Origin of the sequence: Proteiniborus sp. (genome assembly GCF_040308045.1) — a bacterium.
GTDB lineage: Bacteria > Bacillota > Clostridia > Tissierellales > Proteiniboraceae > Proteiniborus.
This window is the reverse complement of record NZ_JAWRHZ010000017.1, coordinates 14,711-38,826: the sequence shown is the minus strand read 5'-3', so window position 1 is coordinate 38,826 and position 24,116 is coordinate 14,711. Positions and strand designations below refer to the sequence as shown.

Below are 24,116 nucleotides of genomic sequence, written 5' to 3'. Positions count from 1 at the left end.
TCGTTATAATTCTCAATTACTTCTCCTACGGTCTCATCATCATGTCAAATACTTTAAGAAGTCTCCTATCTAGACCTGAATATCTCTTTAATATTCTGTTATTATTTATCATCATATGCATATATTTTTCCATTCCTACTAGTACTACTAGCTCTTTTGCTCTAGTAATAGCTGTATATAAAAGATTTCTTGTGAGAAGCATAGGTGGTCCCCAACATACTGGCATAATGACTACAGGAAATTCACTTCCTTGGCTTTTGTGAATAGTTGTAGCATAAGCCAGCCTTAGCTCATCAAGCTGACTAAAGCTATACACTACTTCTTTGTTATCGTCAAATAATACTGTAAGCTCTCCTTCTTCTTCGTCTATAGCAGTGATGAATCCGAAATCTCCGTTAAATACTCCTTCTCCTTCTTGGATGCTGCCATCTTTTTCTTCCATTGTCCATTTTGTCCTATAATTGTTCTTTATCTGCATTACCTTGTCTCCAACTCTAAAAAGCATATCTCCAGATTTCTTTTCTGCTTTTGAAGGATGCTTTGGATTAAGAGTTTGTTGGAGCTTTTCATTTAGTGCATTTACTCCCGTATCGCCTTTTTTCATAGATGTCAGTATCTGAATATCTCTAACAGGATCATATCCATTAAACCTAGGTAATCTTTCTAGGCTTAACTCCACTATTGTATCTACTATGTTTTCAGAGCTTAGTCTAGTCATAAAGAAAAAATCCTTATCCTTAACATTGAGATATGGAGCTTCTCCTTTATTGATTCTATGGGCATTTACTACTATCATGCTTTCCCTTGCCTGTCTAAAAATCTCATCTAGCTTTACTACCTTTACTATTTTGCTATTTATAATATCTCTAAGTACATTTCCAGCACCAACTGATGGTAGCTGGTCTGTATCCCCTACTAAAACAAGTCTAGTGCCTGGCAATATTGCCTTTGTAAGGTTGTTCATTAGAAGTATATCTACCATTGACATTTCGTCTATAATGACTACATCTGCCTCAATAGGTGTAGCTTCATCTTTGGCAAAGTCCATTCCAAGCTCATCATCTACAAAGCCGTATTCCAAAAGCCTATGTATAGTCTTAGCCTCTTTTCCTGAAGCTTCACTCATTCTTTTAGCAGCCCTTCCAGTCGGGGCAGCCAATGTAACTTTTAAGTCCTTTTTCTCAAAAAGCTTTATTATGCTGTTTATAGTTGTAGTCTTTCCTGTACCAGGCCCTCCTGTAACTACTAATAAGCCATTTTCTACAGCTTGTCTAATGGCTTCCTTCTGCTTTTCTGCAAATTTTATATTGTCCTCTTTTTCAATATCTTCTATAGTCTTATTTAAATCCACATCCAGACTTTTTACCTCTGACCTTGATAATTCAATTAACTTTTTACATACATTTGTTTCAGCATAGTAAAATGGCATATAGTACACGCATATTTGATCTCCATCTAGTCTTTCTAACTGTATCTCCTGCTTTATAGCCAAGCTTTTTATACCGTCTTCAACTAGTTCCCTTTCAACATTTAATAATTCTGACGTCAGTCTTATTAAAAGCTCCTGAGGAGCATATGTATGACCCTCTGCAGAAAACTCCATTAGCTTAAACTTTATTCCAGCACTTATTCTATATGGTGATCTGAAATCAACTCCCATACTTTGTGCTATTCTATCTGCCATCTTAAATCCTATACCAACTATATCCTCTGACAGTCTATATGGATTTTCTTTTATCTTAACTACTGATTCGCTCCCATACTTTTTATATATTCTAATACCATAATTTGGCCCTATGCCATAGTTTTGGAGAAATAGCATTATATCTCTCAGTTCTCTTTGCTCAATAAATGCATCTGCAATCTTTGCAATCTTCTTTTCCCCTAGGCCAGGAATTTCTTTTAATCTATCAGGATTATACTGTAATATATCTAATGAATCTAAACCAAACTTTTCTGCTATTTTTTCTGCTGTCTTAGGCCCTATTCCAGGAATAAGCCCAGAAGAAAGGTATTTGATTATACCATTTAGTGTAGCAGGCACTACAGTAGAATATGTATCTACCTTTAACTGCTGACCATAATTAACATGATAAGTCCACTCTCCCTGGACCTTGAGAGTTTCTCCTACACTTATAATAGGTATATATCCTACAATAGTGACCACATCATCGTCAGTTTCTAATATTGCGATAGTATAGCCATTAGATTCATTATGAAATATGATTTCCTCTATAGTTCCTTGAAGAGTTACCAATTTGAGTACCTCCAACGATTATAATTGAGAATGGAGAATTGAGAATTATTAAAGGCAATTAAGAATTAAAGAATAAAAATAAATAATTGTCACCTAAGTATACTGAAAAATCTCACGTTCTCCATTAAGTTTTATGGTTTGCTTTTGGTGAACCATTGTTTAGCTGTCTCTACATTTATTATACACTAGAACTAGAAGACTTCAACAGCTTAATCTTTATGTCCATTAGCTCGTTTCTAAGTGCTGCAATATCTCCTTTAGTAGCAGGCTTGTTAAATTCGCCATAAAATCCTTGTGATTCCATAGCAGTTACACCAGTCCTTTCACAGTAGGACTGCTTTACAATGTTAGCGTTTCTTAGGCTTTTTCTTGCTGACTCTATTCCCTGAAGTATTTCTATGGATAATTCCTTTTCTAGAGAGACATATACTTTATTATTTTTCTTAGTGATATCTTGTATAAACCTAATATTAAAATATCCAAAAGAACCATCATTTTTAGATATGGGTTTTCTTACTTTTAATGGCGCAAATACATTATCTTTATTAAAAGGCAACGGAACTATATTTGTACAGCCAATGATTTTTCCATAGTATTGCCTTGAAGAATTAAGATCAATCATAAAATACTTTGCAAGTAATGATAAAAATGTTCTGATACTTTTATATATGTAGATTTCGTTTTCTTCTTTAGTAATTATTTTTGTAGAATTGCCTTTCATGTCTATGTATAATGGTAAAATAGCTATTATTTCACTTGAAATCACTTCTTCTATATTTTTCATTATCATCAGCTCCTTTCTTAATATAATGGGTTGGCGTGGAGGCCAACCCCTACATAATATAATTATAACCGAACATACGTTCGGTGTCAATGAATGGAGAATCTGTTACTTCATACTAGCTATAGTTTTTGAAAGCTCAGTAATACTTTCAGTCAGCTTGTTTAGTTTTCCTTCTATTCGCACAAGCAAATATACTGATACGGCTATAGGAAAGCCTAGATTAGCTATTTGAGAGTATACTTCTTCCATAATAAAACCTCCCTTCTGTAGTAAGTGTAACAATAGTGGAGCAATAGTTTAACGATTGTTTAACGATTGTTTAACTATCGTTCAAGATAGCAGGAAAGCTCCTTAATAATAACAAGTCGGAGACTGTTACTGACTTGTCTCCGACTTTGTTTGCTGGTTCATGACTATAGTACGATTTCTTGTACATCTGTGCTTACTATCCTTGCTGAAGCTATAGATACTAAGTCTCCATCTGCAGTCTCAAATATATTTGCTGTTAATATATTTTCCATAGCTGCTTTGATTTCAGCATCAGTAACGTCTTCTCTTGGATCATCTAAAGATAGTCTACTGGTTTTATCTTTTTGGTTCTTAAATACCATTTCTAGTCTTTTCTTAGCCATAATTTCACCTCCTTCGCCACTAAATGTCATGGAACATGCCATTCAATAATTGAGAATTAAAAATAGGGATGGAGAATTAGTGTAGCTGGCAATGTCCCATGCAGCAAATTCCTAAGGATTAAAGATTGTGGAACTATCCCTTGTCACATTCTCTTATTCTTGTTGAAGCTCAACTTCGTCTACTCTTTTTATACCTATAAGAGGCATTGCTTGTAGACCTGCTAGAGATGATGCAACTGAAAATAAGTTGTCATTGATAGCATCAGTTTTTACCTTAGAAAATGTCTTAGACTTAACTATTGGATTACCTTTGTCATTAAGTCCTCCATCAAGCTGAAGTTTAAGCTTTGATTCTTTAATAGTAGCGTTTACTGGCATGTTTTCACCTCCTTTATTGGAGAAGTCCTTCTCTGTGTTCTACCGGTAATTAAATAATAACTGATTTGTTTAAATGGTTTAAATCGGGAGTTAAATAGAAGTCACGGATATAAAATTGAGAATGGAGAATTGAGAATTGAAAATTGGAAAAGACAATTAAAAATTAATGATTAAGAATTATAACGATAGTTTAACAATAGTGGAGCAATAGTTTAACTACTGTTTAACCATTGTTCAACTATTGAAAAAGTGCAAAATAATAAAGGAGAAGCTAAAAGTCTTTACATGACTTTTATACTTCTCCTTTAATTGAAAATTTTTTTAATTATTTTTTACTTTCCTAAACCTTCTTTTTTAAGTGTCTCAGCTTTATCTGTCTTTTCCCAAGGAAGATTTAAATCGTTTCTCCCAAAATGTCCATATGCTGCCACTTGTCTATATAAAGGTCTTCTTAAATCTAAGTTTTTTATAATAGCTGCAGGTCTTAAGTCAAAATGCTTGCTAATAAGCTCTTCTATTTTACTTTCTTCTATCTTATTTGTTCCAAAGGTATCTACTAATATAGAAATAGGCTTAGCAACACCTATTGCATATGCAAGTTGAACTTCACACTTATCTGCTAGTCCTGCTGATACAACATTTTTAGCAACATATCTAGCAGCATATGCAGCTGAACGGTCCACCTTTGTTGGATCTTTTCCTGAAAATGCTCCACCACCATGTCTAGCATATCCACCATATGTGTCTACTATTATTTTTCTACCTGTAAGTCCTGCATCTCCTTGAGGTCCACCTGTAACGAATCTACCTGTAGGATTTATATAATACTTAGTATTATTATCTATAAGATCTGATGGTACTATTTTTGATATTACATGTTCTCTTATGTCTTTTTCTATTGTTTTTAATTCGATTTCTGGACTGTGCTGTGTAGATACTACTATAGCATCTATTCTTACTGGTTTATTATCGTGGTACTCTACAGTAACCTGTGTTTTACCATCTGGTCTTAAATAATCTAATGTACCATTTTTTCTAACCTCAGATAATCGTCTAGCTAGCTTATGAGCCAAAGATATTGGAAGAGGCATAAACTCTGGAGTTTCATTACAAGCAAACCCAAACATTATACCTTGGTCTCCAGCTCCAGTTATATCAAATTCATCTGTCTTTTGATTTCTATGCTCTAGAGCCTCATTTACTCCCATTGCAATATCTGATGATTGTTCGTCAATGGATGTCAACACTGCACAAGTATCACAGTCAAAACCATATTTTGCTCTTGTATAGCCAATATCCTCAATAGTTTTTCTCACTATTTTAGGAATATCTACATAGCATTTAGTTGAAATTTCTCCTGCCACAAGAACAAGGCCTGTTGTAACTGATGTCTCACAAGCAACTCTTGCATCTGGGTCCTTTTCCAGTATAGCATCTAATACAGAATCTGATATTTGATCGCATATTTTATCTGGATGTCCTTCTGTTACTGACTCTGAAGTAAATAACCACTTTCTCATCTAAATTACCTCCATGTATTTTTATAATTCTATTGTTTGTATTTTTACAATAAAAAAACCCCTTCAGAAAAGAAGAGGAATTCGTTCTTTAAACCTCATCTTTCAGAATCCACATTCTGTAGGATTTAGCACCTGATAACAAAAGTTACTGGTTGCTGGGCTTCAACGGGCCTATTCCCTCCGCCACTCTTAATAAGGTATGGATATTCTATTGTTTTTCATCAAAAGAATATTATCATATGTGCCTTTATATGTCAATAATTGTTTTTAAATTGACATAATCATTATTTAAACTTAATATAATAAGTCCGAAATATCTTAAAGAATTGAAGTAATTCCATGACTCAAAATCAAAACTATAACACCGGCTGTTACTATGCCAAGTATAATGGCTGGAAATGCATACTTAAACCTTATATTAAATAGGGTAGCAGCTACACAACCAGTATAAGCTCCTGTAGTTGGTAGTGGAATAGCAACAAGGATGTACAAGCCTAACACACTATATTTCACTATGTTTTTACTCTTTTTTAATGTTCTATTTTTTATCCATCTGATAATATTGCCAATTATTTTTACATCCTCTAATGCACTAAAAATAGGTCTTAAGAGTAAAAGTAAAAAAGGAACTGGAAGACTATTCCCAATAATACTAATTATAGTGCTATGTAATGGGCTAAAACCTTTTGATATTCCAAGAGGTATTGCCCCCCTTAGTTCAAATATTGGAGTAGCAGCAAATAACATTATAATAAATTCATCTTTAATGGTCTCAAATATTTCTCCCATCTCATCCCCCTCGATTATAAATGATTTTTATTACTTCTTATAATTATATAGCAAAAAACAGTATTTTAGAAGGTTTTTTAATTTTCTAATATAATGAATAAATAATACTTAGCTACATAATGTAATGTTAAGATTATGCCACTTTATTAACAAAAAAAGCTTATAATGAGCTAATAAGGCGAAAATATGGTATTGCATTTAGAGCCTCAATCACTTATAATGAAAAGGTAGCAGTTTTCCGGGGTGTAGCGCAGTTTGGTAGCGCACGTGGTTTGGGACCATGGGGCCGGGGGTTCGAGTCCCTCCACCCCGACCAAGGCTAAAGCCGAGATGAGTAAATCATCTCGGCTTTTTCTTTTTCAATAAAGTTCAAAAATAATAGAAATATTCATGTCCAAAACCATGAGCGTATATTTTTACTATTTTTTTCTAGGTTACATAATTGTAATTATATTGTAACCAAATTATAATCTAACCTCTATCTTTATGCTATATAATTGTAGATAACGGCGGAAGAATTATAGTAATCATGGAACTTTTTTGTCATAATTTCGGTCAAATCTATCGTCGGTCAATTATTCTTCGAGAGGATGATTAAAGCGAAAAGTCCTAATTCTTCCCTAAATTAAAATAATATAAAAAACAAAAGAGAGGTGTATACACAATATGAATAGATACATAAGAAATTTAGTAATAGGGGTATCCTCTGCAGCTATGATATTTTGCAGTTTTACTCCAAGTCTTGCAGCCATGCCCTTTGTAATACACGAAGAAAGAATGTCAGAAAATATATCAAGTGGTGTAATACACGAAACAATCAAGCAGTTCAACTCAAATGGCTGGTGGAACATAAATGTATTAAAAGTAAATCTAGATGATGAATATACTGATATAAAAGCCTTATTTAGCAAAGATGGCATTTCTAAAAGAGATACTGTTACAAATATGATGAAATCATCAAATGTAGTAGGGGCTATAAATGGAGATTTCTTTTCTACAGTATATAGCTCATACCCAGAAGGTGTAGTGATTGACAATGGAAAGATGATATCATCTCCTTACAACACTTGGAATCAAGGTCTTCCTGTATTTGCAGTAGACAACTATAAAAATCCTTCCATATCATTCTGGGATTGGAGTATAAAAGTAACTGCTCAAAACGGAGCAGTAGTAAATGTTAAAGCAATGAACAAAGAAAGTAAACTCCACGAAGAAGTTATAATATACGATAAGAGCTGGAATAGCCAATCCTTAGGAAACAAAGTATTTAATGACCTTATAGAAATAGTAGTAGTTGATGATTATGTAACTGAAGTAAGAGTAGGTCAACCTCCTATTCCATTTCCTGAAAACGGATATATCATTACAGGAAGAGGAAGTGTTGCTAGTCAGCTACAGAACAACTTTCATGTAGGAGAGAACGTAGTTCTAGAGTATTATACATCACCTGATTTTAATAATATAGCTTCAGCAATAGGTGGAGGAAGCCCCCTCTTAAAAGATGGTGTCAAAACCGATTTTAAAATAAATATTAAAGGTGATCATCCTAGAACAGCCATAGGAATAACAAAAGATAAAAGGCAACTCCTAATGGTTACTATAGATGGTAGAGATACTTCATATAAAGGTGTTAGTCAAGAAATTTTCGCAGATATTATGCTAAAGCTTGGAGCATATGATGCAATCAATTTTGATGGTGGTGGCTCTACTACCATGGCTGTAAAACCTGCTGGTACTGAAGAACCTACTTTAGTAAATCGCCCCTCTGACGGTGGTCAAAGAAGAGTAACAAACGGAATTGGTGTAACTAATAGCGCTCCTCAAGGAGAATTAAGCTATATTAAAGTATATACAGATGATACTAAGATGTTTGTAAATACTACTAGAAAGTTTTATGTAAAAGGATATGATGAGTTCCACAATCCAGTAGATATAGAAGATGAAAATGTTCAGTTCTTTATAGATGGTATAAGTGGCAAATTTAATGGAAATGTCCTTACTGCACATAGCTCTGGTGAAGGAACAGTAAAGGCATTCTACAACAATACTCTTGCAGAAACAAAAATTAAGGTGCTTGGAGATGTAAAGGAGCTTCAATTAGATACAGATAAATTTGGAGTAGATATATCAAATCAAAAGAACCTAGGAAAAATATATGGAAAGAATAGTCAAGGCCATGTAGCCCTTATAGAACCAAGTGACGTAGCTTGGGAGGCAATAGGTGGTGTTGGCTATGTAGATAATGGCGTGTTTTATAGTTCAAATAAACCAACAGCAGGAGCTATTGTAGCAAGGCTAGGAAGTGCAGTTGAAAGCACATTAGTTTCAGTAGGATATGAAGAAGCTATGATAAATGATTTTGAAGGCTTAGATGGCATTAAGTTCTTATCCTATCCTAATGTAGTTACAGGAAATATTGAGCAAAGCTCAGATAGCAAGGTTGGCCAAGGCTCTATAAAGCTTAAATATGACTTTACAGGCTCTGAAGATACAAGAGCAGCTTATATATCTTTTGGAGAAAAAGGAATACAGCTTAGTAAAAATCCAGAAAAAATAGGTATGTGGGTATATGGCAATGAAAACAATAGCTGGATAAGAGGACAAATATCTGACGCTAATGGAAAAGCATTAAAATTAGATTTTGCAACTAATGTGGACTGGAAGGGTTGGAAGTTTGTAACTGCTAATGTCCCATCTGATGCAGTATATCCAATAACACTAGAAAGAATATACGTAACTGAAATAAATCCTATGAGCAAGTATTCAGGCGAATTACTCTTTGATGGATTAAAAGCAATGTATCCAAAGAACTTTGATGTAGTAAATCTTCCTCCTTCTACATCAGTAAAAGATGAAAAGCAAAAATCAGTTGATACAGTAGAAAATGGATATAAATTTATAATGAGCTTTGGAATAGATAAATTAGACAATTTATATAAAGGTCAAATTGCAAAACAAATTAATAAGCGTTTATCTAATAGTAAGTATGGATTTTTCATGGGTCAAGTAGATGAAAGCCTTAAGACAGGTACTAAAGCAACTGTAGTAGAAGTCTCAACTGGCTATTTACCAATTTGGGATAATGACATATTGTTTATCAGAGCTGACAATTCAAAGGGTGGCTTAAGACCATCAAATCCACAACAGTGGATAGGATTAAAAAATGATTTGTCCATCGCTACTCAAAAGAATATAATAATCACTATGCCAAAGCCTGTATTTGGTAGCAATGGATTTATAGATAAGCTTGAAGCTGAACTTTTAAATGATACGCTATCGCAATACGCTGAAAAAGGCAAAAACATATGGGTTGTATATAGTGGAAATAAAAATGAAGTAGATTTAAGAGATGGAGTTAGATATATTGAACTAGAAAAACCAAATCTAAATAGCACAAGTACAACATTTGATTTGAAGCTACTAAAGTTTGCATATAATAATGGTGAATTAACATATGACTTTGTGCCAGTATTTAAAAAGTAGGGGATTTCCCCTACTTTTTTCTTTGGATAATTCCAAATGAACTTTTTCCCCATCTCCACACCTTACATTTGTGTCTAACTTGTCATAAATATCTGTATTGCTTTCAACTATCCTCATACTTATAATTGCTCCTACAGTTATGATTGTAAGTATAATAACTAGCCCAGTATAAAACGTCCTTCTTCTTGCCATGGAATATCTCTCCTTTCAACAATTATTATTTGTTTTTTAATATTGTTTATTCATTAAAATACATCTAAGCTTTTTAGAATAATTTTGGAGTCTTCTAAATATATATTTATATCCACTAAAGCAAAAGGAGGATAGCCCATGAGAAATTCCAGAATTATTACTACTCATGTTAGAGAAAAATACGAGGCAGTCAATACTATTAATAATTATTTGAGGACCTACTTTAAGAACAATAAAAAGCTTGATGACATAATAATCATAGGCATAGGAACAGATAAATGCATAGGTGATTGCTTGGGACCCCTTGTAGGTACTATCCTAAAAAGAAAGAATTTTAATTTCTCTGTATACGGAACTCTTAAGAGGCCATTACATGCACTTAATTTAAAAGATAGGCTAAGGACTATAAATGCAAAACATCCAAATGCTTTTATAATAGCAGTAGATGCTTGTCTAGGAGAAGATGAAAATATTGGAACAGTACAAATAAGAAATGGGCCTATAGATCCAGGCAAAGGTGTAGGAAAAGATCTTCCCTCAGTAGGAGATTTATCTATAATAGGTATAGTTGACAAACTAAGTAATAACAGTAGTTCCACTCTTCATAATATTAGACTTTCCTTTGTACTAGAAATGGCAGAAATCATTGCAGAAGGAATTATGACAGGGCTCTTCACTCTGTCATACTGAGCGCAAGCGAAGTATCTCGCATGGTTTAATTAGTTATAAGGGCTGGTCTTCACGCCAGCCCTTTTAGGTTTTCTATTTTTCTTATTCCATAATATTCAATATATCATATATTAGCTTACATGCCTCTCCTCTAGTCAAATAATCCTTAGGTCTAAACATGACGTTTGACCCAGTCATTATACCTTTTATTTGAACATTTTTTATGGCATTAAGTGCCTCATTGGAGATTTCACTAATATCTATGTACTCTAGCCCAAAATCTAAATCTTCTTCATATCCTATAGTGTTGCTAATAATAATAGCCGCGTCTTCTCTCGTTATGTATTCATCAGGTTTAAATTCATTTGATTCTTCATATGCAGTAATAATATCTGCTTCAGTTACTGCCATTACATGTTCAACAGCCCAATCCTCTATTTCACTAGCATCTAAGTATTCAAGTTCACTCCCAGTAGGCTCAAGCTGCAGGGCTCTTGACAGCATTACACTTATTTCTTCTCTAGTTATTTGGTCTTCTGGATTGAAATTACCTCCACTTCCACTTACTATATTCATTCCATGAAGCTTAATAATATAGTCTTTTGACCAAATATTAGATATATCCAAGAAGGGATATATGCTTCCAGTTTTGGATATCCAGTTTCCTACAAGCCAGCCTTCTGAATTTGTTTCATTAACTCTAACCTTGTACCAAAAGTAGCCATTATTTAGTACTGGTCCTTCTAATACTTGTAGCTCCATTAGATTATTAACCTGGGCAATATTTGAGCCATTAGGTGCATCTTTTAATTTCATAAGATGCCTTCCATCAAGCTTGACAATGTCTCCTTCATAATAGGTTAATATATCTCCATAGTGAAATCCCTTCGGTGTATCAAATTTAGTATCTTTACTTGGCAAACCCTGCTTAGGTAATAGATTGTTAGCAATTGGAATTATTTTTTGACCATATTCTTTTTCTACTATACTATACACCAAATCTTGATAAGTCTGTTTTTTAAGTCCAGTATTAGGGTTGTTAGATTTACTCCAGCCATTGTATGCCCATATGGCAAAATACCAGTTTTCCAATACGTTTGGATTCATGTCTCCTATTTGTGGTAGTTTTTCTATGGCAGTATCCCATTTTCTAAGGAGTACATCTGCTCCTGCTTCTATATTGTAATCAATGTCATATTTTAATTTTTCATCTTCAAACCAGCCATATTTATTATGTATCTGCATCAACCCTATGCTGCCACCCCTGCTTATGAAAGCAGAACCATCCTTGTTAAATTGCTTAAACACACTCTCAACTCTTGCTATAGATTTTAAAATAACAGAAGGTATCCCTCTTTTTCTAGCTACCTCTTCAATCTTTTTTTCTAGTTCTGCCCGAGATGGATTAATTGGTGATGTGCTTGCGTTTACCCTTTCATAAGAAAGCATAAGTAAAATCGCCATGCACAGGACAGTAGTTAATATCCTCTTAAACATAACTAACCTCCATTTCCTTTGCTAAAAATCCAGAATGAAATAGCAATTCTTGCTAGGTATTTTTTAATATTAATATTTTATAACAAAATTAAGAATTTGTAAAATGTAACAAAACTGCTATAGTTTTTAATGTAAAAGGAATAGCGTAACACTATTCCCTCTATAAACTGCTAGCAGCTTCTACTACCTTGTCTTTGATTTTATTAAATTCTTTTATTAAAACACCGTAGTCTTGAGTTAATAGTGTTTTATCTTTTACTATAACCTTACCATTGACTATAACAGTAGAAACATTACTTGGATTAGCTGAATATACTAAAACAGAATAATAATCATAAATAGGCTGCATATTAATAGATTTTGTTTCAACTATGACCATATCTGCCTTTTTTCCGACTTCTATTGAGCCTATTTTATGGTCTAGATTTAAAGCCCTAGCACCACCTAATGTAGCCATTTCTAATATTTGGTCTGCAGTGAAAATACTTCTGTCATTATTATATAATTTATGAACCTTTGCAACTAATCCCATCTGGGTAGTAATATCAAGTGTATTTCCGCTCATAGGACCATCTGTGCCTAGGCCTATTTTCAAATCCATATTATACATTTTATAAGCTGGAGCAACACCATGAGCTCCTTTAGCATTTGCTCCAATATTATGAGAAATACCTACTTCTTTTTCTTTTAGTATTTTTAAATCTTCATCATTTACATGTATCATATGAGCTCCAACCATTCTGCTGTTTAATACACCAATACTATTTAAATATTGTACAGGAGTTAAGTTATATTCATGCATATATTTTTCCGTTTCATAGTCCATTTCAGCTATATGCATCAATATAGGAACATCTTTATCTTCAGCTAATTTAAATGCTTTTTGCAAATATAATGTGTCGTTAGTGTATGGTGCATGAGGAGCTACTGCAGGAATAACTAATTCATCATTTTTCCACTTGTCAATAAACCAGTTACAATACTCTAATCCTCCATAAGGCTCATCTGCATCTGGAGCATTGAAATTGACTATAGTTTCTCCTAATACCCCTCTTAGTCCGATTTCTTTAGTTGATTTAGCTACTTCATCTTCAAAATAATACATATCAGCAAAAGTAGTGACTCCACCTAAAGCCATTTCACAGATACCATATTTTGAACCTAGAGAAACTAACTCCTTGTCTACTAACATTTTTTCTAAAGGAAACAAGTATCTTTTTAGTCTATCAGGAACATCATCTCCTAAACTCCTAAAAGCAATCATTGCACAATGTGTATGTGCATTTACAAAGCCAGGAATTAGTATGCCTTCTTCCCCATCTACAATTTCATGAGCAGTATATTTATCTATAAGCTCTTCTCCACCAATGTCAATAATCTTATCATTATCTGTAACTACAACTCCTCTTTCAATAATATCTTTATTAGAATTCATAGTTAATATGGTTACATTTTTTATAAGCATAAATCAATTCCCTCCTATAATAAAATAGGACAAGGCTTTATCCCCTCGTCCTATTCCCTCTTTAGTAACAGAGAACCGTCTACTGTCACTAAGTTCTTCGTCTTTATTGTCCACTAACTACTTCTTTATTCCATCTTTCAATCCATTCTTTATTTACACTATTGATATATTTCCAATCTGCTAATATTAATTTGTCTATAACGTCTGCACCATAAGTTAAGCCTTCTGCTTCTTCTTCTGTAAGTACTACATTTTTATTTGCAGGTGAGTCTACTTTATCAATAGCATTAGCTTTTTGAACTTCTTCGCTTAATATCCAGTCTATGAATTTTTCTGCTAGTTCTTTGTTTTTAGTTCCTTTAGCTATGTTGATTGTATTTACTATAGCATAAGCACCTTCTTTAGGATCTACCCATTTAGCTGTAGGTACAGCTTCTTTTACTTGACCAAATGAAAAGTCTTGTCCTGCAACTACAGAAGCTTCTCCTTGGCTAAACATATTTACTACTTCAGATGATTTAGAGTAAACCTTTACTAAATTCTTGTTTAAATCTTTAATTTTTGCAAATATAGCATCTATATCAGTTTTTACATCAAGTCCCTCTATGTCAGCAACTATAAATGGTGTAAAAGGACCTGCTGTTGTAGTCATGTCTGGGAAAATTAATTTTTTACCTAAAGAATCATCCCAAAGGTCTGCCCATGATTCTATTGGCTTATCAACTTGAGCTGTATCATACATAATACCATATCTTCCTACAGTATATGCAGGACCATACTCTTCACCAAATGGAGCCTTTGCAACATCATATAGGTTTTCTATATTAGGTATATTTGAACGGTCTATTTTTTCAAATAAGCCTTCTTCTATAGCTTGGATTGCAAATCCTTCTGCTAATTGAATAACGTCTACATTACTGCTACCTAGTCTAAGCTTATTAAGTCTATCAGCGTTGTTACCTACTTCTAAAACAATTTTTACATTGTTAGCTTTTTCAAATGGCTCATAAATATTTTTTCTTAATAAGTCTTCATTAAATCCCCAAGTTGAAACTACTAATTCTGTAGGTTCACTTGTATTATTTGGCTCTGTGTTATTCTCACCTACTTGGTTGTCTTCTTTTGGAGCACATGCTACCATAAACATTGATAACACCATTACAAGTACTAATAGCAAACTAATTTTTTTCATTTTAACTCCTCCTCTTGTTAATTACTTTACTAAAATAATTTTGTCTGAAGGTGCATATATATTTACATTATCCCCTACATTGTAAGGGTGTAAAGCCTCATGATTGACAATAAAATTTCCAAGCTCTGTTTTTACTTCATATTGATAATCTCTACCTAAAAATGTTCTTACTAAGACCTGACCACTTATAGTATTCGCTGATGATTTTGTACCAAGGTCATTGATTATTAAATCATCTGGTCTAATAGCTCCTTTAGTCGGTTCAATTCCTTTATATATATCTAAATCATCTACAATAAAGTCAGTATCATTTTTTGCCTTTAGTTTTAAAGATTTTTCTGTTTTAGAAATTAGTTTTAAATCAATAAAGTTTTCAAAGCCCACAAACCTAGCTACAAATTCACTAGTTGGATATTTGTATATATTAGCCGGTTCATCTAGTTGCTCAATAACACCTTGATTCATAATAGCGACTTTATCAGAAATAGAGAAACACTCTTCTTGGTCGTGAGTTACATACACTGTTGTAATACCTAATTCTTGTTGAATTTTTCTTATTTCAACTCTCATTTTTACTCTTAGCTTTGCATCTAGGTTACTTAGAGGCTCATCTAGAAGTAGTAAGTCTGGCTTAATTACCAAAGCTCTAGCTAAGGCAACTCTCTGTCTTTGGCCTCCTGATAATTCAGCTGGAAATCTCTTTTCTAGATTACCTAAGTCTACTATTTCAAGGATTTCCTTAACTCTTTTGTGTACTTCAGATTTTTCAACCTTTCTTAGATTTAGTCCAAATGCCACATTATCATAAACATTTAAATGTGGGAATAATGCATAGCTTTGAAAAACAAACCCAAAGTTTCTCTTGTGTACAGGAATATTAGTGTAATCCTTTCCATCAAAGATAAATTTACCTTTTTGCGCATCTAAAAATCCTGCTATTAGTCTTAGTGTAGTAGTTTTACCACAGCCACTAGGTCCTAATAATGAAACCAAATCACCTTTTTCTACTTTTAAATTTAAATCCTTTAATATTACATTGTTGCCATAAGCAACTGTTACTTTTTCCAAATTAATTAGTGACATATGTTCACCTCCTGAAATCTACTTAGCAAAGAAACTTAAGCCTAAGGTTTTTTCTACAATAAACATCAATAACCCAGTCATTGCCATGAGAACTACCGATAAAGCTGCAATCGTCGGGTCAAAATTATACTCAACATGGATAAGCATCTGAATAGGCAAAGTACTTAATCCTGGTCCAGTCAAAAACAAGGATACTGGCACATTATTAAATGAATTGATAAAAGCCAATATAAATGCAGCTATAACACCAGACCTTATATTAGGTAATACTATTACGAAAAAAGTCTTTATTTTATTTGCTCCTAAGCTCATTGAAGCTTCTTCTATAGAATAATCAAAGTTACTTAAACTTGAAGAAATAACTCTAATAATATAAGGAATTATTATAATCACATGTCCAATCAACAAGCTTGTGTAAATAGGTAATTTACTATATATAACTAAATATCTTAATAGAGAAAAACCAAGAACTATACCTGGTATCAATACAGGTGACAAGAATATACTGTTTAAAATGTTCTTTCCCTTAAAATTGTATCTGCTTAGAGCGTAAGCAGCAGGTATACCTATTATTAAGGCTATTATTGTGCCAATAACAGATAATTGCATACTTATAACAAATGATTTTCTAAACATTTCTATTTTAAATATATTTGCCATCCATTTCAATGAAAATCCCTTTGGAGGAAAGATTAAAGCTTTATCTGGACCAAAGGACGTTGCTACAATTATTAATAATGGAGCTAGTAAAAAGAAATAAACTAAAAATGCAAATATACTTAGTCCTTTATTTTTTCTATTCATTCTTATCACCCCCTAGAATTTAACTTTCTTGCAAATGAATTTATAACTCCACTGATTAAAATAGTTACTACAATCATTACAGTAGCTACTACTGCAGCAGTATCCCAATCAAATAATGTCATGGCATTTTGGTATATAACTGTGGCCAGTACCTTTGATTGAGTGCCTCCTAAAAGTTGAGGCGTAGTATAAGCCGTTAAGCTACCTGTAAATACTAGTACACATCCTACTATTAGCCCAGGTACGCTTAGTGGAAAAATCACCTTCATAAAAGCTTTAAATCTAGTAGCACCTAGACTTTCAGCAGCCATGAGCAAATCCTTATCTATATTTTCTAATACACCTACTAAGGATAAAATCATTAATGGCATAAATAAATACACAAAACCAACTACTATTGAAAACTCATTATATAAAAGTGATAAAGGTTGTTTTATTAATCCCATATTCATTAGAAAAGTGTTTATAATCCCTCGCTTTCCTAGTATAACCATCCAGCTAAAGGATCTAACTACAGGGCTTGTTAGCATAGGGAAAACAGCGAGTGCGATGTATAGTCCTCTTTTGCTGACATTAGTCTTGCTAATATAATAGGCAGTTGGAAATCCTAAAGTAGCTGCTACAATGGTTGATATCAAGGCTAATTTTAGAGTTCTAATTAAAATAGTAATATAATATCCGTCTTTAAAGAAATCAACATATCTGCTTAATGTAAAGCTTCCTTCACTGATAAATGACCCTGAAATCAGCATAATAAGCGGAATTAATGCAAAAAGCACTAGAAATAAAACTCCAGGAATTAATAGTAAATAAAAACTATATTTTTTCATTTGCACCATCCTTTCATTTAATACTTTCTAAAAACATTTTCATAAATTTGTCCCTTTTTAATTCTAAGGCGACTTTTACATTTGGTTTATTCCCATATCTATTATTAAAATCACAAATACTTTGTCCATCACATAATCTGCTGGAATATTCTACATCTACAAAATAGTCCTTCATAACAACTACATCTTCATCTATGGCTACTGCAACTGCAAGAGGATCATGAAGAGCACAGCTTCTAACCTCTTTCCCAACAGAATATTTATCTATATAGTATTTTGAAACATTATATACAAACTTAGCTAAGTCAGACTTGTCTTTAATATTATCTAATTCTTCTTCTAGTAATTGTGCTTTTCTAGTAACATCTAATCCAATTAACTTTATAGGAACGCCACTATGTAGCACCTCATAAGCACTTTCTGGATCTATATAAAAATTAAACTCGGCTACAGGGCTTTCATTGCCACGGCCATCTACTACTCCACCCATTATATATAGCTCTTTTATCTTATTTTTTATCTCTGGAGCCTTTTCAAAAGCCATAGCTAAATTTGTAAGAGGTGCTAGCATTATTAGTGATATTTCACCAGGATAGCTATTTACCTCATCTATAATATAGTCAACTGCATGCTTCTTATTTGCTTGTTTCGTTTCTAGGTTTTTAAGTTGTCCAGCTAATCCATTTTCTCCATGGACTGAGTCTCTAAATATAATATCTCTAGCCTTAGGTTTATTACAGCCTTTGTATACTTGTATATCCTCACGTCCTAAAAGCTTTAAAACTTTGAGGGTATTTTCTGTGGCAAATTCCAAAGGAGTATTCCCTGAAACAGTAGTGATTCCTCTAACATTTAGCTTATTGCTATTTAAGGCTAGTACTAATGCAAGAGCATCATCAATTCCTGTATCTACGTCAATAATTATCTGCTTCAATTTATCACATCCCTTGTTTAGTAAAATCATACTTCTCTATTTCTTCTAAAGTAGGCAAGGATATTTGAGCGCCAAACCTTTGAATAGTAATAGAAGCTGCCTTTTGTCCAAATTCAATTGACTCGAAAATATTATTTGTCAAAATATATCTAGACAAAAATCCTCCTATAAAGCTGTCTCCTGCTGCTGTTGTATCTACAACATTTGTAGGCCAAGGCTTAAATTGTTTTATTGTATCTTTATCAACATAAATTGCACCTTTTTCACCTAGTGTAGTTATAATCCTTGGTGTACCCTTGGCTATAAGGCTTCTTGAAGCCTCGATTACAGAATCTATATCTAGAATTTCTTTATTTGATATTCTAGATAATTCATGTTCATTTGGAATTAATATATCAATATATTTTAATATCTCTTCATCTAGCTCTTTAGCAGGAGCAGGATTTAAGACAGTTATTTTGTCCATTTTTTTAGAAAGCAACAATGCCTCTTTTACTGTTTCCATAGGTATTTCATGCTGAAGCAGCACTGCCTTTGATTCTTTAATAACATCAATATGCTGACTTAAGTATTTATTATCTACATTATAATTAGCCCCAGGAATAACAACGATACTATTGTTTCCATTATCATCAACAGTTATAAATGCAAGTCCTGATGAGCCTTCTATAGATTTAATACTCTCTATATTTACACCTGATGCTTTCATTGATGACAATAACTTCTTTCCATAATCATCATTGCCCACCATACCAAGAAAATTAACCTTAGCCCCTAGCTTAGCTAGAGCAACGGCTTGGTTTGCACCTTTTCCACCAGGGTTTTCTATAGTTTCTCTTCCAATGACAGTCTCACCTATCTTAGGAATTTCTTCAGTTTTTACAACAACATCCATATTGATGCTGCCAACAACTACAATATCACTCTTCACTAGGTGCTCATCCTTTCAACTAAACTATGATTCAATATTCTTATCAAATTTGTCTCTCTTTTTTCAATTATATCTATTAATAAATCTACAGCTTCATGTCCCATATCATATATAGGTTGTTTAATAGTTGTTAAGGGTGGGTCAATATAGTTACTAATAGAAATATCATCAAAACCTATTACTTTAACATCTTCAGGTATATCTATGTTTTTTTCTTTCAATGCTCTAATTGCACCAATGGCAATTAAATCATTTCCGCAGCATATTCCATCTATCTTGCTGTTTTGGATTAAATTCAATGTTCCAACATACCCAGTATCTATTGAGAAGTCTTGAAGAAATACAATGTCTTCATTATAAGACAATATATTATCATTCAAGGCTTTAATGTATCCCTGCAAACGTGCTTGGGTTAATGGATTTATAAGCTCAGAAGATATAAACCCTATATTTCTACAGCCTTTTTTTAATAAAAATGATACTGCGTCATATATACCCTTTTCATTGTCGATTCTAATTCTGCCTACTGGCTGATCTGTTTCAATATCTCTATCTAAAAGCACAAGGGGTGGTTCGCAATTTTTAAGAGATATATCACTTTTATTTGCAACTGCAGCCATAATAATCCCGTCTACCCTTTTTCCCTGCAATACATGTAAATATTTATTTTCCTTAGCTTCACTATTATCTGTATTACAAAGTATAACTGAATAACCAACCTTATCAGCAGAATCTTCTACTCCTCTAGCCAACTCACTAAAGAAAAGGTTCATTACATCTGGTATTATAAGACCAATAGTTTTTGTATTATTTATCTTTAGGCTTTTAGCTATGGCATTTGGAATGTATCCTTCTCTCTCTACAATTTCTAAGACCTTCTTCCTAGTAGCTTCACTTATGGCCTGATCCTTTCCGTTTAAAATCTTAGAAACAGTAGCAGTAGACACGCCTGCTAATTTAGCTATTCTAGTTATACCCATATCATCACAATCCTTTAATTTGAGAAATACATTTAGGTAAACGTTTAACTAAATATAGTATATCCTTTTTTATTTGACAAATCAATATAAAATTCGTCGAAAAAGTGAACTATATTACTTATAATTCTCAAAAGTATTTATTTTATTATTGTTATTTTACTGTAAGTACTATAGAATTAATGATGAATTTATTGATTTATTTGCATAATAAATTATGAAAATAAAAGTTATATAGTATAGAAGATTGGAGATTTTAATTTGAATAGTATAGCTGGAATATTAATATCTATTGTTTTTGTATTCTTAATTATTGGAATATCTTCTTTATTGAGTAAATCAAATATTATATCAAAGGAAGGCAGTAGAAAATTTATTCATGTAGGTGTATCTAATTGGTGGATTATTGCTATGATTTTTTTTGATAATAATATATGCGCAGCCATTGTCCCAGGACTTTTTGTCCTTATTAACTATGCGTCATATAAAAAACAAATTTTCAGTGCAATGGAAAGAGACGGTTCGAAAAAAGATTTGGGAACTGTTTATTATGCCATATCCTTGCTGATTTTGGCTTTAATAACTTTTAAAAACAAAGAATTATCTTATATAGGTGCATTAGGTATACTAATTATGGGATATGGTGACGGTTTTGCTGCAATTATAGGAACAAAGTATGGAAAACATAAATTTAGAGTACTAGGAAACATCAAAAGTATTGAGGGCAGCTTAGCTATGTTTGTTTTCTCATTTGTAGTTTCTGTTATAATATTGTATATATTTGATCCTGTTAATGTACTATATATAGGGTTATTAGTAGCTTTATTAAGTACAATTTTAGAAATGTTTTCTCCTATGGGATTAGATAATCTTACTGTTCCTTTAGGTTCTGCTTTGTTTTATTATGTTTTTATATTTTTGAGGGGTTAGGAAGTGACTAAATGTTAGATTTTATAATTGGATTAGCTTGTTCTTTTTTAATTGCTTTTGCAGCCTTTAAGAAATCTTCGCTAAATAAAAGTGGTTTTATAGCTGCTACTGTTCTAGGTACTGGTATTTATTATTTTGGTGGTCTATGGTTTTCCATAATAATGGTATCATTTTTTGTATCATCAAGCGTATTAACTAAGTTTAAAAGCAGCAATAAAGAAGCTCTTGACAATATGAATGAAAAAGGTGGAAGTCGTGACTATATTCAGGTTTTCGCTAATGGAGGAATAGGACTTATTTTTGCCTTTTTACACTTTGTTTACAATAGCCCTATATTTTTATTAGCTTATGCTGTATCTTTTGGAGTGTCCACTTCAGACACTTGGGCTTCAGAGGTAGGTGTATTAAGCAAAAACAAACCTATATCTATACTTAATTTTAAGCCTATTGAAAAAGGAATGTCTGGTGGTATAAGTATATTGGGAACTATTTTCGCCTTTTTAGGTTCTGCTTTTATATCTATAATATTTTTTATTGCTTATATGGTAATATATAATAATATTCAACAGGGAATTAACTACTCCTTATTATGCTTATTCTTAGGCTTTTTAGGCTCTGTCATAGACAGTATACTTGGGGCTTCTATACAAGCTCAGTACTATTGTGAAGACACTAAAGGTTTCACCGAAAAAAGAGTTTATAAAAATAAGACTAATAAACTTGTTAAAGGATTTTCTATTGTAAATAATGATGTAGTCAACTTTTCAAGTAATTTAATATCTACCCTATTAGCACTTATTATATTGTAATAATTACCATGATTATTAACTATTAAGTTTTCTTTTGATTTTTTTAGAAAAATAAAAGTATCTGATAAGTTCATCACTTGTCAGACACTTTTATGATCTCAATCCATTAATAATATTATAAATCCTTCTAGGTTATTCTATATCCTACTAACTCTTCCCTTTACTTCCTTCTCTATGTCCTTAAGCTTGTTATAAGCAATATCATAGCTCTTTCCATTAGCTGAAAGGTATACTTTTAGTTTTGGTTCTGTTCCAGAAGGTCTTAGTGCATACCAAGAGTCATCCTCAAATATAAATTTCAATACATTTTCTTTAGGAAGATTTATAGGTGTAGAAGATAACAGAGAACCATCCCCTGTTACATAGCTTTTGCTAGATAAATAGTCATTTACCTTTGCAATTTTTAATCCTGCTATTTCCTTTGGATAATCTTTTCTAAAGCTATTCATTATGGAATCAATTTTCCTCTTGCCTTCTATTCCCTCAAGATTTAATGAAAATAATTCTTCTATATAATATCCAAATCTTTCATAAAGCTGCATAAGAGCTTGGTGTAAATTGAGCCCTTTTGTCTTATAATATGCAGCCATTTCGCATATTAGCATAGAAGCAATTACTGCATCCTTTTCTCTTACAAAGATACCTGTTAAATAGCCATAGCTTTCTTCATATCCAAACTGAAAGCTAAATTCTTTAGTATTTTCAAACTCTTTAATCTTTTCTCCTATGTATTTAAATCCTGTAAGAGTATCTATTGTATCTACTCCATAGTGTTTAGCTATAACTTTTCCTAACTCACTTGTTACTATAGTTTTTACAAGAACTCCGTTTAAAGTAAGCATGTTTCTCTCTTGTCTGTTGGAAAGAATATAGTCTAAAAGCAGTGCACCTGTTTGATTTCCATTTAGGACAATGTATTCTCCTTTATTATCCTTTACTACTACTCCAACTCTGTCACAGTCAGGATCTGTCCCTAGTATAATATCTCCCTTAACTTTCTCTGCCAGCTCTATGGCTAGCTTAAATGCCTTAGGGTCTTCTGGATTAGGATAACTAACTGTAGAAAAGTCTGGGTCTGGAAGCTCCTGCTCCTTTACACCATGAACGTTTTCATATCCAAGCTCCTTTAGAACTCTTCTAACAGGAATATTCCCTGTTCCGTGAAGTGGAGTATATACTATATTTATTTTCTTATTTATATCTTCTCTCAAACTAAGTGTCTTAACTTTTTCTATATAAATATCATCTATTTCTTTTCCAATAATATTTATTAAGCCTTTGTCAAATGCTTCTCCTTCATCAATTGTCCTTACGCAGGAAAAGTCCTTTACTTCATTTACTTTTTCTATTACCTTATTAGCATCTTTAGGTACTAGTTGCCCTCCGTCTGCACCATATGCTTTATATCCATTGTATTCAGAAGGATTGTGGCTTGCTGTAATAACTATTCCAGCATCTGCCTTTAAATGTCTAACTGCAAAAGAAAGCTCAGGAGTAGGTCTTAAGCTTTCAAAGAGATAAGCCTTTATTCCATTTGCTGCAAGTACAAGTGCAGCAGTTTTAGCAAACTCAGCTGATTTGTGTCTAGAATCATAGGCAACAACACAGCATTTGTCATCCTGAGCATGGCGAAGGATCTCTAGATTCTTCACTTCGTTCAGAATGACATTTTCGTCGTTTTTGTCTAATTCTCCATTTTTAATTCTCATTTCTTCATTGTTTTTAATATACTCCGCAAGTCCCTGAGTAGCCTTAGCTACTGTAAACTTATTCATTCTGTTTGTTCCTGCACCTATTTTTCCTCTTAAGCCACCAGTACCAAATTCTAAGTCCTTATAAAATCTATCTTCTATTTCCTTTGCATTATCTTTTATACTCAATAGCTCTTTTTTAGTTTCACTATCAACTTCTTGGCTCTCCAGCCATAAGTAGTACTTATCCATGAAATCCATAAAAATAT

At 32.7% G+C, this 24,116-nt stretch carries 22 protein-coding genes, 1 tRNA gene and 1 riboswitch; of the genes, 5 read left to right on the top strand and 18 right to left on the bottom strand.

The annotated features are described in order from the left end of the window. Positions 1 to 25: 25 nt before the first annotated feature. The 7 genes from recD2 to ABV008_RS02670 form a co-directional block, all read right to left on the bottom strand. Positions 26 to 2,257: an SF1B family DNA helicase RecD2 gene (gene recD2 / locus ABV008_RS02700; protein WP_352418276.1), complete on the bottom strand. Its 2,232-nt coding sequence runs from the start codon at positions 2,255 to 2,257 to the stop codon at positions 26 to 28. Positions 2,258 to 2,435: 178 nt separating this feature from the next. Next, positions 2,436 to 3,041: a hypothetical protein gene (locus tag ABV008_RS02695; RefSeq protein ID WP_352418275.1), complete on the bottom strand. Its 606-nt coding sequence runs from the start codon at positions 3,039 to 3,041 to the stop codon at positions 2,436 to 2,438. 105 nt (positions 3,042 to 3,146) lie between these two features. Beyond that, the gene (locus ABV008_RS02690) at positions 3,147 to 3,290 is read right to left on the bottom strand and encodes a YvrJ family protein (protein ID WP_352418274.1); all 144 of its coding nucleotides are present in this window, start codon (positions 3,288 to 3,290) and stop codon (positions 3,147 to 3,149) included. Between the two features lie 164 nt (positions 3,291 to 3,454). Beyond that, positions 3,455 to 3,673 (bottom strand): DUF2922 domain-containing protein, encoded by a 219-nt coding sequence (locus ABV008_RS02685; RefSeq protein ID WP_352418273.1) that lies wholly within the window; start codon positions 3,671 to 3,673, stop codon positions 3,455 to 3,457. A 153-nt stretch (positions 3,674 to 3,826) separates the two neighbouring features. Then, positions 3,827 to 4,051, bottom strand: coding sequence for a DUF1659 domain-containing protein (locus tag ABV008_RS02680; RefSeq protein WP_352418272.1), 225 nt, complete (start codon positions 4,049 to 4,051; stop codon positions 3,827 to 3,829). Between the two features lie 332 nt (positions 4,052 to 4,383). Then, complete coding sequence (gene metK, locus ABV008_RS02675; RefSeq protein WP_352418271.1) at positions 4,384 to 5,571, bottom strand: methionine adenosyltransferase; 1,188 nt, start codon at positions 5,569 to 5,571, stop codon at positions 4,384 to 4,386. A gap of 92 nt (positions 5,572 to 5,663) precedes the next feature. Further along, positions 5,664 to 5,770: riboswitch (SAM riboswitch) on the bottom strand. A 119-nt stretch (positions 5,771 to 5,889) separates the two neighbouring features. Continuing rightward, complete coding sequence (locus ABV008_RS02670) at positions 5,890 to 6,360, bottom strand: COG2426 family protein (RefSeq protein WP_352418270.1); 471 nt, start codon at positions 6,358 to 6,360, stop codon at positions 5,890 to 5,892. A gap of 239 nt (positions 6,361 to 6,599) precedes the next feature. Here ABV008_RS02670 and ABV008_RS02665 point away from each other — a divergent pair. After that, a tRNA-Pro gene (locus ABV008_RS02665) sits at positions 6,600 to 6,676 on the top strand. A 350-nt stretch (positions 6,677 to 7,026) separates the two neighbouring features. Next, positions 7,027 to 9,843, top strand: coding sequence for a phosphodiester glycosidase family protein (locus ABV008_RS02660; RefSeq protein ID WP_352418269.1), 2,817 nt, complete (start codon positions 7,027 to 7,029; stop codon positions 9,841 to 9,843). Here ABV008_RS02660 and ABV008_RS02655 read toward each other — a convergent pair. Next, on the bottom strand, positions 9,808 to 10,035 hold the full coding sequence (locus ABV008_RS02655) for a hypothetical protein (protein ID WP_352418268.1): 228 nt from the start codon (positions 10,033 to 10,035) through the stop codon (positions 9,808 to 9,810). The genes ABV008_RS02660 and ABV008_RS02655 overlap by 36 nt on opposite strands. Before the next feature lie 138 nt (positions 10,036 to 10,173). Between ABV008_RS02655 and yyaC the strand changes: the two genes are divergently transcribed. Continuing rightward, positions 10,174 to 10,725: a spore protease YyaC gene (yyaC, locus tag ABV008_RS02650; RefSeq protein WP_352418267.1), complete on the top strand. Its 552-nt coding sequence runs from the start codon at positions 10,174 to 10,176 to the stop codon at positions 10,723 to 10,725. An 81-nt stretch (positions 10,726 to 10,806) separates the two neighbouring features. Here yyaC and ABV008_RS02645 read toward each other — a convergent pair whose 3' ends face one another. The 9 genes from ABV008_RS02645 to ABV008_RS02605 form a co-directional block, all read right to left on the bottom strand. After that, a complete protein-coding gene (locus ABV008_RS02645; protein ID WP_352418266.1) occupies positions 10,807 to 12,201 on the bottom strand; it encodes an S-layer homology domain-containing protein in 1,395 nt (464 codons plus the stop codon). 160 nt (positions 12,202 to 12,361) lie between these two features. Then, positions 12,362 to 13,666 carry an amidohydrolase gene (locus tag ABV008_RS02640; protein ID WP_352418265.1) on the bottom strand — a complete coding sequence of 435 codons (1,305 nt, stop codon included), beginning with the start codon at positions 13,664 to 13,666 and terminating at the stop codon, positions 12,362 to 12,364. A 103-nt stretch (positions 13,667 to 13,769) separates the two neighbouring features. Next, positions 13,770 to 14,858, bottom strand: a complete 1,089-nt coding sequence (locus ABV008_RS02635) for an ABC transporter substrate-binding protein (RefSeq protein ID WP_352418264.1) — start codon at positions 14,856 to 14,858, stop codon at positions 13,770 to 13,772. Positions 14,859 to 14,879: 21 nt separating this feature from the next. Continuing rightward, on the bottom strand, positions 14,880 to 15,941 hold the full coding sequence (locus ABV008_RS02630) for an ABC transporter ATP-binding protein (RefSeq protein WP_352418263.1): 1,062 nt from the start codon (positions 15,939 to 15,941) through the stop codon (positions 14,880 to 14,882). A gap of 18 nt (positions 15,942 to 15,959) precedes the next feature. Beyond that, the gene (locus ABV008_RS02625) at positions 15,960 to 16,745 is read right to left on the bottom strand and encodes an ABC transporter permease (RefSeq protein ID WP_352418262.1); all 786 of its coding nucleotides are present in this window, start codon (positions 16,743 to 16,745) and stop codon (positions 15,960 to 15,962) included. A gap of 5 nt (positions 16,746 to 16,750) precedes the next feature. Continuing rightward, complete coding sequence (locus tag ABV008_RS02620; protein ID WP_352418261.1) at positions 16,751 to 17,575, bottom strand: ABC transporter permease; 825 nt, start codon at positions 17,573 to 17,575, stop codon at positions 16,751 to 16,753. Between the two features lie 13 nt (positions 17,576 to 17,588). Next, positions 17,589 to 18,509 carry a nucleoside hydrolase gene (locus tag ABV008_RS02615; RefSeq protein ID WP_352418260.1) on the bottom strand — a complete coding sequence of 307 codons (921 nt, stop codon included), beginning with the start codon at positions 18,507 to 18,509 and terminating at the stop codon, positions 17,589 to 17,591. Positions 18,510 to 18,513: 4 nt separating this feature from the next. Then, positions 18,514 to 19,440: a ribokinase gene (rbsK, locus tag ABV008_RS02610; RefSeq protein ID WP_352418259.1), complete on the bottom strand. Its 927-nt coding sequence runs from the start codon at positions 19,438 to 19,440 to the stop codon at positions 18,514 to 18,516. Next, positions 19,440 to 20,420: a LacI family DNA-binding transcriptional regulator gene (locus tag ABV008_RS02605; RefSeq protein ID WP_352418258.1), complete on the bottom strand. Its 981-nt coding sequence runs from the start codon at positions 20,418 to 20,420 to the stop codon at positions 19,440 to 19,442. The genes rbsK and ABV008_RS02605 overlap by 1 nt, the downstream gene beginning before the upstream one ends. 258 nt (positions 20,421 to 20,678) lie before the next feature. Here ABV008_RS02605 and ABV008_RS02600 point away from each other — a divergent pair, with 258 nt between their 5' ends. Both ABV008_RS02600 and ABV008_RS02595 read left to right on the top strand, forming a co-directional pair. Next, complete coding sequence (locus ABV008_RS02600; protein ID WP_352418257.1) at positions 20,679 to 21,347, top strand: diacylglycerol/polyprenol kinase family protein; 669 nt, start codon at positions 20,679 to 20,681, stop codon at positions 21,345 to 21,347. A gap of 11 nt (positions 21,348 to 21,358) precedes the next feature. After that, the gene (locus ABV008_RS02595; protein WP_352418256.1) at positions 21,359 to 22,156 is read left to right on the top strand and encodes a DUF92 domain-containing protein; all 798 of its coding nucleotides are present in this window, start codon (positions 21,359 to 21,361) and stop codon (positions 22,154 to 22,156) included. A gap of 137 nt (positions 22,157 to 22,293) precedes the next feature. Here the strand turns inward: ABV008_RS02595 and ABV008_RS02590 are convergent, their stop codons facing one another. After that, a complete protein-coding gene (locus ABV008_RS02590; RefSeq protein ID WP_352418255.1) occupies positions 22,294 to 24,108 on the bottom strand; it encodes a phospho-sugar mutase in 1,815 nt (604 codons plus the stop codon). Between the last annotated feature and the right edge of the window lie 8 nt (positions 24,109 to 24,116).